Source organism: Methanoregula sp., from assembly GCF_049518935.1.
Classification (GTDB): domain Archaea; phylum Halobacteriota; class Methanomicrobia; order Methanomicrobiales; family Methanospirillaceae; genus Methanoregula.
Window position 1 is genome coordinate 25,613 of the sequence record NZ_JBEKRH010000016.1, and the last position, 15,913, is coordinate 41,525.

18 protein-coding genes are annotated in these 15,913 nt (G+C 55.1%); 11 read left to right on the plus strand and 7 right to left on the minus strand.

The window, feature by feature from the left end; all coding sequences use genetic code 11:
- The gene (locus ABSE13_RS09895; protein ID WP_424028359.1) at positions 1–1,032 is read left to right on the plus strand and encodes a type II secretion system F family protein; all 1,032 of its coding nucleotides are present in this window, start codon (positions 1–3) and stop codon (positions 1,030–1,032) included.
- A 446-nt stretch (positions 1,033–1,478) separates the two neighbouring features.
- Here ABSE13_RS09895 and yciH read toward each other — a convergent pair whose 3' ends face one another.
- A complete protein-coding gene (gene yciH / locus ABSE13_RS09900) occupies positions 1,479–1,784 on the minus strand; it encodes a stress response translation initiation inhibitor YciH (RefSeq protein ID WP_292346507.1) in 306 nt (101 codons plus the stop codon).
- A 213-nt stretch (positions 1,785–1,997) separates the two neighbouring features.
- Here yciH and ABSE13_RS09905 point away from each other — a divergent pair, with 213 nt between their 5' ends.
- Positions 1,998–3,446, plus strand: a complete 1,449-nt coding sequence (locus tag ABSE13_RS09905) for a cobyric acid synthase (protein ID WP_424028360.1) — start codon at positions 1,998–2,000, stop codon at positions 3,444–3,446.
- 231 nt (positions 3,447–3,677) lie between these two features.
- Here the strand turns inward: ABSE13_RS09905 and ABSE13_RS09910 are convergent, their stop codons facing one another.
- The gene (locus tag ABSE13_RS09910) at positions 3,678–3,959 is read right to left on the minus strand and encodes a hypothetical protein (RefSeq protein WP_424028361.1); all 282 of its coding nucleotides are present in this window, start codon (positions 3,957–3,959) and stop codon (positions 3,678–3,680) included.
- 122 nt (positions 3,960–4,081) lie between these two features.
- The gene (locus ABSE13_RS09915; protein WP_424028362.1) at positions 4,082–5,014 is read right to left on the minus strand and encodes a bile acid:sodium symporter family protein; all 933 of its coding nucleotides are present in this window, start codon (positions 5,012–5,014) and stop codon (positions 4,082–4,084) included.
- 582 nt (positions 5,015–5,596) lie between these two features.
- Between ABSE13_RS09915 and ABSE13_RS09920 the strand changes: the two genes are divergently transcribed.
- Positions 5,597–6,775: a nucleotidyltransferase family protein gene (locus tag ABSE13_RS09920; protein ID WP_424028363.1), complete on the plus strand. Its 1,179-nt coding sequence runs from the start codon at positions 5,597–5,599 to the stop codon at positions 6,773–6,775.
- 360 nt (positions 6,776–7,135) lie between these two features.
- Here ABSE13_RS09920 and ABSE13_RS09925 read toward each other — a convergent pair whose 3' ends face one another.
- Complete coding sequence (locus ABSE13_RS09925) at positions 7,136–7,921, minus strand: CBS domain-containing ParB/RepB/Spo0J family partition protein (protein ID WP_424028364.1); 786 nt, start codon at positions 7,919–7,921, stop codon at positions 7,136–7,138.
- 280 nt (positions 7,922–8,201) lie between these two features.
- On the opposite strand from ABSE13_RS09925, the gene ABSE13_RS09930 reads away from it, so the two are divergent.
- Positions 8,202–8,894: a hypothetical protein gene (locus ABSE13_RS09930; protein ID WP_424028365.1), complete on the plus strand. Its 693-nt coding sequence runs from the start codon at positions 8,202–8,204 to the stop codon at positions 8,892–8,894.
- A gap of 78 nt (positions 8,895–8,972) precedes the next feature.
- Entirely contained in the window at positions 8,973–9,233 is a 261-nt protein-coding gene (locus ABSE13_RS09935) for a thioredoxin family protein (RefSeq protein ID WP_424028366.1), read from the plus strand.
- Positions 9,234–9,242: 9 nt separating this feature from the next.
- Here the strand turns inward: ABSE13_RS09935 and ABSE13_RS09940 are convergent, their stop codons facing one another.
- Entirely contained in the window at positions 9,243–9,818 is a 576-nt protein-coding gene (locus ABSE13_RS09940; protein WP_424028367.1) for an HVO_0476 family zinc finger protein, read from the minus strand.
- A 32-nt stretch (positions 9,819–9,850) separates the two neighbouring features.
- Between ABSE13_RS09940 and ABSE13_RS09945 the strand changes: the two genes are divergently transcribed.
- On the plus strand, positions 9,851–10,279 hold the full coding sequence (locus tag ABSE13_RS09945) for a DUF371 domain-containing protein (protein WP_424028368.1): 429 nt from the start codon (positions 9,851–9,853) through the stop codon (positions 10,277–10,279).
- On the opposite strand, the gene xseB is transcribed toward ABSE13_RS09945, so the two are convergent.
- Together xseB and xseA are read right to left on the minus strand one after the other, a co-directional pair.
- Positions 10,263–10,448 (minus strand): exodeoxyribonuclease VII small subunit, encoded by a 186-nt coding sequence (gene xseB, locus ABSE13_RS09950; protein WP_424028369.1) that lies wholly within the window; start codon positions 10,446–10,448, stop codon positions 10,263–10,265. The two genes, ABSE13_RS09945 and xseB, sit on opposite strands and share 17 nt — an antisense overlap.
- Entirely contained in the window at positions 10,432–11,682 is a 1,251-nt protein-coding gene (xseA, locus tag ABSE13_RS09955) for an exodeoxyribonuclease VII large subunit (protein WP_424028370.1), read from the minus strand. Before xseA ends, xseB begins: the two co-directional genes overlap by 17 nt.
- 42 nt (positions 11,683–11,724) lie before the next feature.
- On the opposite strand from xseA, the gene ABSE13_RS09960 reads away from it, so the two are divergent.
- The 5 genes from ABSE13_RS09960 to ABSE13_RS09980 all read left to right on the plus strand — a co-directional run bounded on the left by ABSE13_RS09960 (position 11,725) and on the right by ABSE13_RS09980 (position 15,410).
- Positions 11,725–12,546, plus strand: coding sequence for a sugar phosphate isomerase/epimerase family protein (locus tag ABSE13_RS09960; protein ID WP_424028371.1), 822 nt, complete (start codon positions 11,725–11,727; stop codon positions 12,544–12,546).
- 107 nt (positions 12,547–12,653) lie between these two features.
- Positions 12,654–13,937, plus strand: coding sequence for a hemolysin family protein (locus ABSE13_RS09965; RefSeq protein ID WP_424028372.1), 1,284 nt, complete (start codon positions 12,654–12,656; stop codon positions 13,935–13,937).
- A 34-nt stretch (positions 13,938–13,971) separates the two neighbouring features.
- Positions 13,972–14,577 (plus strand): phosphoribosylglycinamide formyltransferase, encoded by a 606-nt coding sequence (gene purN, locus ABSE13_RS09970; RefSeq protein WP_424028375.1) that lies wholly within the window; start codon positions 13,972–13,974, stop codon positions 14,575–14,577.
- 79 nt (positions 14,578–14,656) lie between these two features.
- Positions 14,657–14,983, plus strand: a complete 327-nt coding sequence (locus ABSE13_RS09975; protein WP_424028373.1) for a ribonuclease P protein component 4 — start codon at positions 14,657–14,659, stop codon at positions 14,981–14,983.
- On the plus strand, positions 14,967–15,410 hold the full coding sequence (locus ABSE13_RS09980) for a YhbY family RNA-binding protein (protein ID WP_424028374.1): 444 nt from the start codon (positions 14,967–14,969) through the stop codon (positions 15,408–15,410). The genes ABSE13_RS09975 and ABSE13_RS09980 overlap by 17 nt, the downstream gene beginning before the upstream one ends.
- The last annotated feature ends 503 nt before the right edge of the window (positions 15,411–15,913 follow it).

Below are 15,913 nucleotides of genomic sequence, written 5' to 3' on the forward strand. Positions count from 1 at the left end.
ATGGGATTTACGGATATCTTCAACAAAGGTTCAGAAAGTCCTGACGCGACCAGGACTTCCGAACCTGCCTCCGCGGAAGGTGAGTTCACTGGGATCACAGCCCGGCTGGACCAGGAGCGCCAGAAACGCGAAGGCATCGGGAAGTTTATCAGCCACCCATTCCAGGTCCTGACCGAACGCCCGGAAAATATCCTCATCGTCTCCCTCCCGCTTGCATTCCTGCTGTTTATCGGGGGATTCATTTACCTGTTCAAATCCACTGGTGGCATCTCGTTCCTTTACACCACCACCACACTGGATGACTTTGCCGTCTTTGCAGTACTGATTGCCATTGTGCCGCTCGCCCTCCTCGATCTTAAAGAACAGTTCCGGGTCAAGAACCTGGAAAATGCGCTGCCCAACTTCTTCCGTGACCTTGCCGGTATGAACGACTCCGGTATGACCCTTCCGACTGCAGTCCACCTTGTTGCCGGGGCGGAATACGGGACACTTACACCGCATATCCGGAAGCTGGACAATGAGATGTCCTGGGGTGTAGGTTTCGTCGAGGCCCTGTACCGGTTCGGGAAAAGCCTTGGTACGAACCTGGCAGACCGGAGCGTGGACCTGATCGCAAAGGCCAGCAAGGCCGGGGGAGATGTCAGCGAAGTGCTGCGGGCCGCGGCGAAAGATACGTTCGAGGTTGTCAACCTGCAGCAGGAGCGATCAAACAACATGCTGATCTATGTGATCATCGTGCTCGTCTCGTTCGCCGTCTTCCTGTTTGTTATCGCGATCCTGGTCTCGTCGTTCCTGACTACCATGGCTACCGCAGGATCCGCTGCAGCAGCGTCAGGTGCAGCAGCCAAGGGTTTTATGGGGAAAATCGATATTTTCATCTACAAACGCCTCTTCTCCCATGCGGCCATGCTGCAGGGATTCTTCTCGGGTCTCGTTGCCGGCCAGATGGGTGAAGGACGGTTCATTGCCGGCCTGAAATATTCGGCAATGATGCTCCTGATCGCATGGATCACGTTCAGGTTCTTCATCTGATCTTTTTTTTGGCGAATCCCGACAGGGATGAGCCATGAGAAGAACCATCAGGTTCTTCGAACAGACATTCTCATCAGAGATGAGCCACGAGAAGAACCCCGCAGGGTTCTTCGAATAATCCGATCCCGCTCATCAGAGCCGCATAGTCCGGTTTTCCGGAATACATTCCCGGTTCCTGAACGCTGCGCTATGGAAAAGGCAGGGGGATCAGCAGGTTCCCAGGCCCTTAGCAGACCCAGGAACTCTTACACGTGCATACGTGTTCGCAGAACAAACAAAGGTAAGGGTAAGCCCAACACATAATAAAAAATACTCATCGCGAAATTGTAAAAATCCGTCGTTGAGTGAAAATTATTTCTCACTTAAGGCTCTCTTCGGCAGGTTTGTGCAGAACATCGGATGAATACCGTAACTGTTGCGAAAGAAAATGCCGTTTTAAAAAAAGATCAGGAAATATTTTCCGTGCTGTAACCCTTGAGGGAGAGGAGTTCCTTGACCCTGTCCCGGTGGTTACCCTGCAGCTCGATGGAGTTACCCTTGACCGTCCCGCCACACGCGAGTTTACCTTTCATATATTTTGAGAGGTCTTCGAGATCGATATCAGTCGGATCAAGCCCTTCGATGACGGTAACTTCCTTCCCGTACCGGCGTTTATTCACCTTGACATTGATCCTCTGCTGTTCCTTTGCAACCTCCTCACAGATGCATAACTCTTTTGGAAGTCCACACGTCGGGCAAATCCCACCAATCATTAGCAGTATTTTTACGTTTCACTTTATTTATTACTTGGCATTGAACGGGCAAATTCCGGCGTTTCGCGCCCGGAAACGCCAACTTATGGCAGGAAATGGATCGGGATACGCGTGATTACGGCTGATTTCCGGGTGACTGCCCCGTTCTGCCCTGAGGGGCGGCAGAAAAAGCATCGGTTTTTATGATCCGTGCATACAACTGTACGAACGGAAATGTCGCTGTTTGTGGTGGGAACGTCATCCCATGTGGGCAAGAGTGTTACGGTCGCTGCGATCTGCCGGTGCCTTGTCCGCCGTGGGATTACTGTCGCCCCGTTCAAGTCCCAGAACATGAGCCTGAACTCGTATGTCACCCGGGAAGGTGGGGAGATCGGGATGGCACAGGCGATGCAGGCGTTTGCAGCGAAGGTCGTCCCCCACACGGACATGAACCCGGTCCTGCTCAAGCCAAAGGGGGACTGCATATCGCAGGTGGTGCTGAACGGCCGGCCGTACAAGGATGTCCCCATAGCGGAGTATTACCGGGAAACCCCACAGCTCCTGGAGAAAGCCCTCGAATCATACAACCGGCTGCTGTCGGAATACGGGCAGGTGGTGGTGGAAGGAGCAGGCGGGGCTGCGGAACTGAACCTGTACGACCGGGACATTGCCAATACCCAGCTCGCCCGGGAATTACGGATCCCCCTCATCCTTGTCGCGGACATTGAGCGGGGAGGGGTTTTTGCCCAGCTGTACGGTACGATCGAGCTGCTTCCCGGAGATATCCGGTCGCTCGTGAAGGGGATCATCATCAACAAGTTCCGGGGCGACCCGGCGATCTTTGAGACGGGGGTAACGAAGATCGAGGAGATCTGCGGAGTGCCCGTGCTCGGTGTGGTGCCCTACTTCTCCCTGCCGCTGCCCAGCGAGGACTCGCTCTCGATCGGCGACAAGAAATCCGGTACGGCCGGTGTCCGGATTGCGATCATCCGCCTGCCCCGGATCTCGAACTTCACCGACTTCGAGTTACTCGAGCAACATGCATCGGTCGACTACGTCGCTCCCGGCACTCCGCTGGACGTGTATGACTGCATTATCATCCCCGGGACAAAGAACACGATCGATGACCTGCAGGTTCTCCGGGAGACCGGCACCGGGCAGGAACTGCTGAAGGCCCGGGAGCGTGGCGTGCCGGTCATCGGGATCTGCGGGGGATACCAGATGCTCGGCACCACGCTGATCGATGCCGGGTTTGAGTCGGCGGCCGGCACCTACGAAGGACTCGGTCTCCTCGACTGCGTCACGCATTTCACCTCGTATGACAAGAACACGACCCAGGTAACCCGGCAGGCCGCCGCAGTCGCCCCTATCCTATCGGCGATGGGCGAGGTGACCGGGTACGAGATCCATATGGGGGTCACTTCCGGAGGAACGAACCGGGAGGCCCTTACCGGTGATGGCCGGGCGAGCGATGACGGGCTCGTGTTTGGGACGTACATGCACGGCCTCTTCCTGAACCGGTCCGCGGCGAATGCATTGCTCGCGTTTTTACATGAGAAGAAGGGGCTGGCGTTTTCTCCGGTTTCTGCTGATGCGGCGGATCCGTACGAGGCGCTGGCGGATTTGTTCGAGGAGCACGTGGATATGGATGCGGTGGAGCGGCTGGTGAGGGAAGGGGAATGAAAAATGCTTGCCAGTTCCAGAGTTGTTCATATCGATCTTTTGAAAAACCACATCTCTTAACAACAAAATTGCTTGGAGTGATCACACCCTCCCAAAATAATAATTAGAGGGGGGGTTCACGGGCAACCCCCCCACCCCCATGCCAGGGGGGTTCGAACTGCCCGGAAGACAAAGGGGGATGGGGGTAGAGGGGTTGCCAACCCACCATCCCACAAAATTCCCGGCAAACCCTCAGCTGATAATATTCGTAATACTATGGAACCCCTCGCCCTGCCGGTCCGCACACTTCACCGCAGTGGCCTTCGCAAAATCGACCCTCTCCGTTACCCGGCACTTCGTGCAGTAGGCAAGCGAGGGGGACTTCACGTACTTCCCGCCTACCTCGAACTCGCGGCAGAAAATGCAGAACCCGCAGTTCCCGGTCGGCTCCTTCTTCTCCGGCAGGCACTGCACCTGCCCCTTCGTGACCGGCAAGATCCGGTATTCGTCATCTGCCATAGCGTATTCCTGCATCTCATTCCACCCGGGATCATATAAACCCGGGGCAGGGGCAGCTGGCAAAAAGCGCAGATGTGCGCTGGCAGGTAATTGGAATTTTAGCACCAGTGGTCGCCAACACAGATACATCAGAACTGTTATTCCGGATTCAGACGTTTAACTGCTTTCACCATAATTGGAGATGATATCATCTGGACTACTGCATAAAGAGTGGAAGGTATGACGATCGCCTGATTCACTTTCATGATATCAACAACGGCAGGAGCAATCCCGAACTCCTTGGTGCTTACAATGAATAAGAGGGGAGAAAAGAGCTCCTTTTCCAGTGCAAAGATAATCTTCGTTCCATAAGCAAGGCCATAACCGAATAGGTTCAGTGAGATTTCCATGAGCAGGACTATTACCGCAACCCCTTTTAAGGAGAGGATGGTCTGGGCGTTAGAAGAGACTACCACAAACAGGAGCATTATATAGCACAGGGAGGCGATACCTGACCAGATATCCTTTTTCCCCCCGATTTCTCCTGCGTAGGAGTTTAAAAAAACTCCAATACATATGGGTATTATGATAATCAGGATTAATTCAACCATGAGATATGATGTTGGTACTGCCAGAGTTATACCGCCAAACAGGGTAAGAACGTTTGGCAGGACAAATGGCGTCAGGAGCATCTCAATAACAAGCATTGCTGTCGCCAGGGCCGTATCACCGCCGATTAAGTAGACCATGAGAGGGGCTGATATATCAGCCGGAAGACACCCGAGAAGTAATTGTCCGGTGCTCAAATCTGCGAATGCGGGTAAAAAAATTTTCCCTATAACCAAAGAAAAAAATGCCATTACCATGAACGAGAGGAAAACTCCCCACAAAATCACGAACGGGTGTTTTACAACCTGCAGTAAATCCCTGTAGTTAATTGTCATGCTCACGTTAAAGACCATGAAGGCAAGCAAAGGTGAAACGATCCAGCCTAACCCGGAACCCGGCCCGGGAAACAACAGGGAAAATGCTGCTACGGCACATACGAGATATAAAAGATTGTCGGAGATCTTATTCAGTAATTTTATCATTCTTAACTCCTCCGGCCACTATCTTTGAAAAAAAACCAGAAATCGTTCTCATCAACCAAAAAATCATCTACACTGTTGTCGAATCGATGATCTCCGATGACAGAAAATCCCTTTCATCCCGGTGCAATTCACCAATACATCCCGAATGCAAACAGTCTTCAGATTATGGTAAAATGTCAATAATAGCTGCATGCTGTTTGTTTTTAAGATTATCGAAGGATACGTTTCCGATTATAAAGTAACGACGTTGAAGGCGGAGGAAAAAACCATGGATTGTGGTATCTGACCCCTCCCGGACAAGGTAATTCCCCCGGGCATCGCAAAGCGAAGGGGTGGTGAGGCAGCATACCCGCCTGAAAGGCTGGTGTGATGCGCAGAAGGTTTCCCGCGGAAATCTTCGAGGGGAACAGTACATCTGTTAAAACCGGTGTGATGCGGGAAGAACCATCAGGTTCATCGGTGAGGCACAGTCCCCCTCTCTCCAAAAAACCTGAAACCGTTTCTTATTGAGGATGGATTTTCCCGGAACTTTTATTCCAAAAAAGCAGTATCCTTAAACCATTCCCGCACAAAACCAGATGTATGAAGGTGTGTATCATGTGCGGGGGGGAAGGCACCCGACTCCGCCCCCTCACGTTCGAACGGCCCAAGCCCTGCATCCCGATTGTCAACCGCCCGTCTATCCAGCACCTGGTCGCACACCTGACCACGATGGGATTCCGTGAGGTCGTGCTCACGCTCGGGTACATGGGCAAATCCATTGAGGAAGCGCTTGGTGACGGTTCCCTTTTCGGTGCCGAGATCACCTATGTTCACGAGGAACACAAGCTCGGCACTGCCGGGAGCGTGAAGAACGCCCAGGAATATCTGGACGGCCAGGACTTCCTGGTCGTAGGTGGCGACCATGTCACTGACCTGAACGTGCTGGAGTTCTACCGGGCTCACCAGAAAGAGAAGGCCTGCGTGAGTATCGGACTGATCTCGATTGACGATCCCGGCGAGTACGGCATTGCCGAGATTGATGTCAGTTACGAGATCAAGCGGTTCAAGGAAAAGCCTGCACCCGGCGAGATCTTCTCCAATCTTGCAAGCACCGGAATGTACGTCTGCAGCCCGGAGATCTTCGACCACATCCCTGCCGGAGTCAAGTACGATTTTGCCCGCGACCTCTTTCCCAAACTGATGGGCGAGGGTCATGTACTGAAAGGCTGGCTTGCACGGGGCAACTGGACGGACGTCGGCAGCCCGCATTCCCTGAGGCAGGCGGAACGCTGGAAACTGCAGGACATCGCATTCACGGATATCATCGGCGACCTCTCCATCCATGGGGCGCAGGTGCAGGGCCCGGTTCAGCTGGGCGGTTCAATCACCCTCGGAAATAATACGAAGGTGATAGGTCCTGTGGCGATCGGCAACGGCACCTCCATCGGGGACAATGTCCTGATCGGTCCCTATACGAGTATCGGGGAGAAATGCATCATCCGGAACAATGCGAAGATCTTCTCGTCCTCGCTCTACAACCGCGTCATTGTAGGTGCCCACACCACGATCTCCGGCAGTATCATGGACAACGACACCCATATCGGGGAGTACTGCAGCATCGAGAACGACACCGTGATCGGCCCGCGTGTTGTCCTGCGGGACCGGGTCGTGGTCCACTCCAAGACCCGGCTCTGGCCGGAAGTCGTGATTACTGACGGCACGATCGTGAAAGAGCACGTGCTCAACGAGAAGTTCGACCTCAGGTACGACGGGTCGTAAATCTATTTTTTTCACGGGTTTTTCGAAATTAACTTATTTTCTCCTGAAAATTGATTATTATCAATCGTCCCCCCCCCTTGTGCCACCAGCCCCCGAGGGGGGGCGGGGCACAATTATGATGACTCTGATAAAAGAGTTATTTACAGGATTCGTTTTTGCATTATCCCTGACAGGAGGACAGGTAATACCGCGTCATCGCAATCGGGGGATGCCACAGCGGCGGGGGAGGGGGCACATCGTGCCGAATCCCCCAAGAGCGTTAAAAAAGTTCCGAAATATACTCATTTTACTATCGAAAAAATCATCAACTCTCTTCACGAGCGAACAGGACGTCAGTCCTGTGAGTGGTGAAACGAGTCATCAGACTCGCTTCACCAGCCGGTGCGTGATCGCCACCAGCGGGTGCCGGGCATAATCGAGGACCTGCACGTCATCAAGGGTCTTCAGGTTCATTGCCAGTGCAGTCCGTTCCATGCCCAGCTCGATGTTCTCCTTGATCTCGATGATATAGGCATCGAGGGCGCTGATGCCCAGCCGTTTCGCTGCCACAGCCCGGTGGTGCCCGTCGACGAGGATGATCTTTCCCGGCCGCCTGACAACAATGATCGGTTCGGCAAGGCCCTTCTTGATCTCGTAGATTCGTCCTTCCAGCTCATCCTCGTAGATCTTCGACTGGGTCGGGAGGAGATCCTTGACCGGCACGGTGCCACGGTCAAGCGTGGGATCCACGTTATAGAGTTTTTTGAGGGTGGTCATGAAATTGAAGACCTTCTCCGGAGAGACGTGCTCGATCTGGGAGCGGATCACATCCGAGTTGGAGATGATGCCCAGCAGGTGGTTCTTCTCGTCCACAACCGGCAGTTTCTGGATACCGCTCCGGAAGATGACCCGGGCTGCATCGTTGATATCCATCTCCGGGTCTGCCACGATCAGGTTGTCGGACATCACCTTCTCGACCGGGGTTGATGGATCGACAAACAGGAGATCCCGTGCCGAGATATAGCCGATAACGGTAGTTCCGTCTACCACCGGGAAACCGTCATGATGGGTCTTCTGGATCTTCTCGATGACGTCATGGACCGTACCATGGAAGTCCACGCTCACGACATCATAGGTCATGTAATCCTTGACCTTCTTTTTATCCATCGGTACAGCTTTACCGTCAGGCACTTTAAAGACATCGGTGAAAAATGACAGGAGAGGATTCACCTGGTTTTTATTCTATGGCAATGCCGGTCTTTTTTTGGGTAACTTCGGGCACACCGTTCCTGAAACTCGCTTTTGCGTCATCGTCCGTGACCTCAGCCGGCAGGATGGGTTAACCCCCGGTTACTACTCATGCACTATAAACTATTGCACAAATCCCTCAACAATCGGAATAGTTTATGTCCGAGCGGTTACGATGTAGTAAGGAGGCTCGTTAAGCATGGGTGAAAAGAAAAAGAAAGAAGCATCGCAGAAGAAGTGGACCAAGATCGGCTTAATCATTCTCGCGATTCTCTTTGTCGTTGTCATGGTCGTCTCTTCCATGGGATCAAACTGGATCACCGGGCTCGCACCGATCCGGCCCGGTGATACCGTATTATTCGACTATACAATTTATGACACTGCGGGAAATCCGCTCGTTACATCCAACCAGCAGCTGTACACGCAGGCATCCCAGGCTGGGAAAGGAATCATGTATGCAAAGCAGCTTACGCTGACCGCAAACCAGACCCTGAATACGGGCGTTTATCCGGTGCCGGTATACGTAGGCAGTAATGGCGGCAGCTGGAACCAGTTTGCGCTCTTCTCCCCGGAGTATGACGCCATTACGCAAGGGCTTGTAGGCATGAGGGTCAACGACAAGAAAAATATTGTATTTACTGACAATAGTTCGATGAGCCAGCTCTGGTCTCCTGATCAGCTCACGAAGAACAATATCAACATGAGTTCAATCCAGGTCGGCGACACCCTCGCGATGGGAGTTTCTGATAATCCTAATGCGACCGCTGCAAACTCATCTGCTTCAACTGATATCCGGATTGGCGAAGTAACCCGTATCTCCCCGGCGGGAGTTGTCGTGGATTTCGGTTACCCCAGCGCCGATATCAGCGTTGTCACGGTCACCAAGCAGTAACCCGGGATGCTGTTCCTTTTTTGGATTACCCCCCGTTTTATCCATACGCTTTTTTATTACTGCCTGCTATTCCTGTTCATGGCACTGCGTGTACTCTGCTTTTTCCAGCCGGGATGTATGGGCTGCATGGAACAGGCGCCGATCAATGCGGAAGTGGGTAAGAAACTCGGGCTCGCGATCGAAGAGATCGATGCCACAAAAAATCCCTCGTTTATCGGGGAATACCAGCTGAAGGCAACGCCCACGTTTCTCATCATTGTTGACGGTGTTGTAAAAGAGCGGTTTGAAGGTGTGGTCCACCGGGAACAGCTGGAGGAAAGTATAAAAAAATATCTCTGACCGGGGTACTTACGAGCGGACCCCGTAGATGCGTTTGACCCGGTGGGCAACCGTCTTCCAACCCTCTTTGCGCATCAGCGGCCCGTCCCTGAGCTTGAGATGGGAGATACGGAACCTTTTACCGGAGACCACGTACATTTCGTTGACAACGAACGGCTGTTCCCCGTCACACTCCATATAGACCGGGATCGTCTTCCGTCCGTCATGGATAGAGATCTTGACTACGACCTGTTCGATCCCCCGGGTCCAGAGCGAGGTGATATCTTTTGCCTTTGCCCGTTTCATTCGCTTCTCGCCGCATTCAATAGCGGTGACTTCGACGCCGAAGACGTCATCCCCGCATTCGGCTACGAGATGATCGTCAACAGAGCATTCGTCATCTTCGGCAAATTCGATCCCGCAGACTCTGGAGGTTCCTTCTTTGGAAACGATCGCCTTGACGATGAGGGTCTCCGGTTCGCGTTCCCTGGGAAGGCGCTGGTGATGACCGCAGGTAGTGCACCGCACGAGCATGTCGCGGGAATCGGCCACGACCTCATGTTCGGTCTCATCCTTGCACTCGGGGCAGTGGGCGGTAATAAACATTGAATAGGAATGGCGCCCTCACATGATAAAGCATGAAGGCGCAGGAAACCGTGGTCTGCCGGGGGCATCCTCTCGTCCTTGGCACCCATCCGACAACCTTTGAGGTGACCCGCGAGGAGCACCTGACTGCAAACGGCAACTGCATCATCGGGATCGCGGCCGACAGGGGTTGTGCTGACCTGTCTCCCGCATTCCGGGCACTGCTTGCCCATGACGATGCCCTCCTCACCACCCGTCTCGCGTGCGGAGGCATTTCTATCGAGATCCGGTCCCGGGGATCGGCGCAGATGACCCACAATCACCCGACGGATATGGTCTGGCGCAGGAGCTCGTTTGTCTGCGGCCGGACGATCGGGATCCTGTCGGATATGGTGGCAGCAGACCTGCCCCGCGATCTCGTAGAGTCTCTGGTACAGGGAAAAGAGATGATTGTGACCCTGACGGTTACGCGTCCCGGCTGAGCATAGTGATCTTTATCTCTGCTTCGGCCAGCAGGCTCTCGCACTGTTTCACGAGCGCTGCGCCCTGCTCGTAGAGCTTTATGCTCTCGTCAAGGCTCGTGTTCCCGTCCTCGATCTTTTCTATGATCTTCCTGAGCTGTTCGATCTTTGCCTCATATGTTTCCGTCATGGTCCACACGCTCCACGATGACCCGGCTGCTGCCGTCATACATCCGTATCTTCATCCGGTCCCCCTCTGCTATCATGCCCGTACCCCGGACGACCACGCCGTCCTTCTCTGCAACACAATACCCCCGGGCAAGGACCGCAAGGGGGTTCTGTCCTTCCAGCGCGGTCTTCAGTTCTTTCAGGATCAGGCGCTCGCGCCCGAGCCTGGCCTGAAGGGCCCGGTCGAGCCGGTCCCCGAGGTCCGCAGTTGCAGTTTTCCGTTCATCCAGCATCCGCAGGAACCGCTGGGGCCGGAGCCGGTCCCGGAGGCCGGTCACCTCCTCCCGTGCCCATACGACCCGGCCCTGCAATGCCGAACTCATCTGGCGCTGAAGTTCTTTTACCTGGAGCAGGAGCACGGTCCGGTCCGGGACCACCAGTTCGGCTGCAGCGGAAGGTGTCGGTGCCCGGACATCTGCCGCAAGGTCGGCAAGGGTGATGTCCACTTCATGGCCGATCGCGCTCACGACCGGTACGGGGCTTGCGGCGATTGCCCTGACCACGTCCGGGTGGTTGAACGGGAAGAGGTCCTCGAAACTCCCCCCGCCCCGGGCAACAATGATTACGTCCGCACGGCCGGCAAGCCGGCGTATCGCGGCCGTGATATCCCGGTGTGCATCCTCGCCCTGGACTGCGGTGGGTGAGATAATGATCTCTACGGGATACCGCCGCCCGATCACGTTCCGGATATCATGGATCACTGCGCCGGTCTCCGAAGTCACGACCCCGACCCGTGCGGGAAAGCGGGGGAGCAGGCGTTTCCGCTCCGCAGCAAAGAGCCCCTCGGCAGTAAGCTCCTTCTTCCATTGCTCGACAAGGAGATATTTTTCGCCGAGGCCGGCCTTCTCCATCTTTTTTACCTGCAGCTGGTAGGCCCCGTGCGGTGCGTATACGGTGACTGAACCGGAGACAACCACCTCCATGCCTTCCCCGGGAGTGAACGTGAGCCTGTCGGCATCGGATCGCCACATCACGCATTTTATAACTGCCGCTGTTGCCCCCCCGCCCTTCTCCGAGAGCGAGAAGTACCGGTGCCCCCGGCCATGATGCTTGTAATTGGTGATCTCGCCCTTCACCCGGATGTCCTGCACCCGGGGGTCGTCGAGCAATCCGATGATGAGGGCAGAGAGCTCCGAGACGCTCAAAAGCGTTGCCTTCCCGTCGGCAGGTTCGTCCGGGGTACTGAACCAGTCCATCAACAACTATTAGGATAAAACCGCATATCAAATAGTACTACCATGGTGTCGTTTTCCGTCGCAAGCATGTTCTTCCATGAATGCACCACTCCTGAGATCTTCTCGTTTGTTTCAAAGGCAGGTCTCGACGGGATCGAATTCTGGCTGGAGACCCCCCATTTCTGGCTCCGGGATCTTCCCGTTGAGGAAGTGATTGCCTGCCGCAGGGAACACCCGGAACTAAAGACCCTGACGGTGCACGCTCCGATTCTTGACCTGAACCCCTGCTCCATCAACCCGGAGGTTGCGGCAGTATCGGTGGAGTATGCAGTCAGGTCCCTTGAGCTCGCCACCCGCATGGGTGCCGGTCTCGTCACGGTCCATCCCGGGCGACGGACGGCAAAACGTCCCCCGAGCGATGCCGACTTTGCCCGGTTCGATCATTATATCGATGTGCTCCGGGAGGTGGCCACGCGTTACCCGGTCAAAATCTGCATGGAGAACATGGAACCGATCGTCAACTCCCTGCTCTGCACTCCGGAACGGATGCGCACGCTCCTTGACGAGGAACCGTGGCTGTTCTGTACGCTCGATGTTTCACATGCCCTCTCGAAATCCGCTGAGGAACCGATGCAGTATATCGAACTCTGCCATGACCGGATGGTGAACGTCCACCTCAGCCGGGCCGAGGGAAAAACCCTTCACCTCCCGTTGTCCCGGAACCCCGGCATGGCCACGGTTATGCAGGCCCTCCGGGACCATGGCTTTAAGGGCAGCCTGACCCTCGAGATCGAGGACCTGAATTTCGGCCGCACCTTCTCCTCTGACGAGAAGATTGCACTGCTTGCCGGGGACTGCACATTCATGCATGAGTGCATGGAATGAGCGCATTGAGCAGGCGCTGGTTTTATGTAATTCGCTCCCGTATATAATGGTGAAAATTTCATTATGAACCAGAAAAAAATGCGTGCGCCCGCACGTTGTGAAACCCGATGATCCAGGACGACGTTTTGGAAATTCTGTTGTTTATCGTCTGCGTCCTGCTCTCCGCATTCTTCTCCAGCTCGGAAGTGGGGCTCATCTCCATCACCCGGGCAAAGGTCAGGACGCTGGTCAACGAGCACCGTCCCGGGGCATCGGAAGTGGCGGCGCTGAAGGAATCTCCCGAACACCTGCTGATTACCCTCCTCATCGGCAATACGATCGTCAATATCACCGCTGCATCCATAGCAACGGCGGTTGCGATCCAGATGTTTGGTGATGTCGGGGTCGGGATTGCAACGGGTTTTGTCGTGATCGTGCTCCTCATCTTTGGCGAGATCGGCCCGAAGATCTACGCGGCCCGGGCGTCCGAATCCTTTGCCCTCACGGTCGCCCCGATTATCCTCTTCCTCTCCCGGATCTTCTCCCCCATCATCTGGCTCGTGGAGCGGGTGAGCCCGACCTTTGGCATAGGCAAGGATGTATCGGAGCCTGCCGTCACGGAAGAGGAGATCAAAGAGTGGATCGATGTGGGCAAGGAGGAAGGCACGATCGAGCAGGGAGAGCAGGACATGCTCTACTCGGTGCTCGAGTTCGCCGATACCACTACCCGCGAGATCATGACGCCCCGGGTTGACGTGATCCTGATGGAGGATACGGTTACGTTCGAGGAGGCGATACGGATCTTCAACGAGACCGGCTTCTCGCGGATCCCGGTCTACCACGACCAGATCGATAACATCACCGGCATCCTGAACGTCAAGGACGTCTTCTCCGCGATGGTCTCACACCGGAAGACCTCAACGATCAAAGAGATCATGTTCGATCCCATGTTCGTGCCCGAGACCAAGAAGATCGACGACCTGTTAAAAGAACTCCAGGTCCACCGGGTGCTCATGGCGATCGTGATCGACGAGTACAGCAGTTTCGTCGGGATTGTGACTGTTGAGGATATCCTCGAGGAACTCGTGGGCGACATCATGGACGAGTACGACAAGGAGGAGCCCGGGGTGCAGGAACTTTCGCCCGGCGTCTTTGTTGTTGACGCCCAGATCTGGGTGGAGGATATCAACGAACGGATGAATCTTGACCTCCCGACCGATGAGTCTTACGAGACGGTTGGAGGGTTGATTATCGACCGGCTCGGCCATCTCCCCCAGCACCCGGGCGAGAAGGTGGAGATCGGTGACGGCCGGGTGACGCTCGTTGTCCTGCAGATGCACGGGCGGCGTATTGTCAAGGTCAAGATTGTTGTCCGCCCAACGGACGGAAACGGCGGTAATGGCAACAGTTAAGAGGCAATCGTCCAGAGATCTGGCAGGGATAACCATGAAACGTATCGCGGTGCTCGCATCCGGCAGGGGTTCGAATTTCCAGGCAGTGATCGATGCGATTACTGTCGGGAAGATCCCGGCAACGTGCGAGGCGCTCATCACGGATAACCCGGGCGCCTACGCGATCGAACGGGCCAGAAAAGCAGGCATTCCTGCACGGGTGATAGATTACCGCTCGTTTCCCACACGCGAAGCGTACGAGCGCTCGCTTCTCGCTGCCATGCAGGAAGTGGATGCGGATCTGTACGTGCTTGCCGGGTACATGCGCATTCTCGGGATGGACCTGGTCCGGGCCTTTGCAGGGAAGATGGTCAACATCCACCCGGCGCTCCTGCCGAGTTTCACCGGTCTGCATGCCCAGCGACAGGCAATCCTGCATGGCGTGAAGGTTGCCGGCTGCACGGTCCATTTCGTAGACGAGAACCTGGACTGCGGTCCCATTATCCTCCAGTACTGCGTGCCCGTTCTCGATGACGATGACGAGGATACCCTTGCCGATCGTATCCTGGAGCGGGAACATGAATGCTATCCGGAAGCCATCCGGCTCTTCTGCGAGGACCGGCTTGACGTAATCGGCCGCAGGGTCAGGATACTACCCTGACCGGAACCTTCCCTTCACCCTGACGCTTATCATCTAGGACGCCTTAATATACAGCACAACCGGGAACCGGTTCTGACGCATGAAAGAGAAGTCCAGGAACCCTGCGACGCGTATGATCGCACGGGAACGTATTGAGATCCTGTTCGGGCAGGCAGAGCAGGCATTCCCCGACCACCCGGAACGGAGCAACCGGTATGTGGAGCTTGCCCGGAAGATCGCAATGCGCCAGCGGATCCGGATCGACCGGGTATTCCGGCGCCGGTTCTGCCACCACTGCTCTGCGTTCCTTGTCCCGGGCCGTAATATGCGGGTGCGGGTGTCCCGCGGAAACGTCGTGGTCACCTGCCATTCCTGCAACAAGAAGATGAGATACCGTGTGGTGAGACCCAATGCCGGAAAAGAATGATTCGTCCATGCAGGACCTCAAGCCGACCGTCTGGATTGGCAAACAGGGCTGCAGCGGGACCATGATCGAGGAGATCGTGGCCCAGCTCAAGAAACGCAAACTGATCAAGGTGAAGTGGCTCCAGAACACGGAAGTCGACCCGAAGGCTGTGGCATCGGAAGCCAAAGCGAAGCTCGTGGAAGTCCGGGGCAGGACGATGGTGCTTGAAGCCACAGGTAAGGTATCGGGCACAACGCGACCTGCAGGGAAGGCGACGGGAAAGGCCATGGGAAAACTCGCGGCAAAGGTTCCGGTGAAGGCTACAGCCAAGGTCACGGCCCGGGCTGCAGCGAAATCCCCGGTGAAATCCACCGAAAAGGCCCCGGCGAAAACCGCTGAGACCGTGAAGCCCCGGCAGACCGGCGCGCTGAAACGGGCGAAAAGGTGATACTCACGGGGGCTGTCCCCCCGGATTCCCGATAGCGATAACGGCTCACGGGGGTGGGCGAGCATACGAAATCATCTTCCGGTGATTTTTCCAATCTTTCGGGATGCTGTCCCTCAGGACATCCCTACTCGCATTGAGATTTTTTTTCGGCTCATTCCATTAAGAAAAAAAACGTTCTGAACCGCCGCGGGGAATCAGGTATCGTATCAGCGATGACTGACTAGAGAAGAATTCATCAGGAGTCTTCGAAGCGCCCCATTGGGGACAGCCAAAGGCTGTGAAGAAGTGATAACTTCGACTGCTACGGCATTCATCGCAATTATATTTCAGCTATGAAACCGTGTCCATCGTCCCGCCTGTTTTCCTCCCCCGGCGGCTCTCCTGCCCTTGGAAATATATAAGAACCTTCCTCACAAATAACATAAGACTGTTATTTCATTATTCAACAGTGAGGTAGTAGATGACAACAGTATACGATGTCCCCGCAGACCACATCATCCGGG

Excerpts from the sequence above, each read along its gene's own strand:
- ABSE13_RS09940 (WP_424028367.1), bottom strand. The coding sequence starts at position 9,818 with ATGTTTATTACCGCCCACTGCCCCGAGTGCAAGGATGAGACCGAACAT.
- ABSE13_RS09965 (WP_424028372.1), top strand. The coding sequence starts at position 12,654 with ATGATCCAGGACGACGTTTTGGAAATTCTGTTGTTTATCGTCTGCGTC.
- ABSE13_RS09975 (WP_424028373.1), top strand. The coding sequence starts at position 14,657 with ATGAAAGAGAAGTCCAGGAACCCTGCGACGCGTATGATCGCACGGGAA.
- ABSE13_RS09945 (WP_424028368.1), top strand. The coding sequence starts at position 9,851 with ATGAAGGCGCAGGAAACCGTGGTCTGCCGGGGGCATCCTCTCGTCCTT.
- purN (WP_424028375.1), top strand. The coding sequence starts at position 13,972 with ATGAAACGTATCGCGGTGCTCGCATCCGGCAGGGGTTCGAATTTCCAG.
- ABSE13_RS09920 (WP_424028363.1), top strand. The coding sequence starts at position 5,597 with ATGAAGGTGTGTATCATGTGCGGGGGGGAAGGCACCCGACTCCGCCCC.
- ABSE13_RS09960 (WP_424028371.1), top strand. The coding sequence starts at position 11,725 with ATGGTGTCGTTTTCCGTCGCAAGCATGTTCTTCCATGAATGCACCACT.
- ABSE13_RS09910 (WP_424028361.1), bottom strand. The coding sequence starts at position 3,959 with ATGCAGGAATACGCTATGGCAGATGACGAATACCGGATCTTGCCGGTC.
- ABSE13_RS09930 (WP_424028365.1), top strand. The coding sequence starts at position 8,202 with ATGGGTGAAAAGAAAAAGAAAGAAGCATCGCAGAAGAAGTGGACCAAG.
- ABSE13_RS09925 (WP_424028364.1), bottom strand. The coding sequence starts at position 7,921 with ATGGATAAAAAGAAGGTCAAGGATTACATGACCTATGATGTCGTGAGC.
- ABSE13_RS09980 (WP_424028374.1), top strand. The coding sequence starts at position 14,967 with ATGCCGGAAAAGAATGATTCGTCCATGCAGGACCTCAAGCCGACCGTC.
- ABSE13_RS09895 (WP_424028359.1), top strand. The coding sequence starts at position 1 with ATGGGATTTACGGATATCTTCAACAAAGGTTCAGAAAGTCCTGACGCG.
- xseB (WP_424028369.1), bottom strand. The coding sequence starts at position 10,448 with ATGACGGAAACATATGAGGCAAAGATCGAACAGCTCAGGAAGATCATA.
- ABSE13_RS09905 (WP_424028360.1), top strand. The coding sequence starts at position 1,998 with ATGTCGCTGTTTGTGGTGGGAACGTCATCCCATGTGGGCAAGAGTGTT.
- xseA (WP_424028370.1), bottom strand. The coding sequence starts at position 11,682 with ATGGACTGGTTCAGTACCCCGGACGAACCTGCCGACGGGAAGGCAACG.
- yciH (WP_292346507.1), bottom strand. The coding sequence starts at position 1,784 with ATGATTGGTGGGATTTGCCCGACGTGTGGACTTCCAAAAGAGTTATGC.
- ABSE13_RS09915 (WP_424028362.1), bottom strand. The coding sequence starts at position 5,014 with ATGATAAAATTACTGAATAAGATCTCCGACAATCTTTTATATCTCGTA.
- ABSE13_RS09935 (WP_424028366.1), top strand. The coding sequence starts at position 8,973 with ATGGCACTGCGTGTACTCTGCTTTTTCCAGCCGGGATGTATGGGCTGC.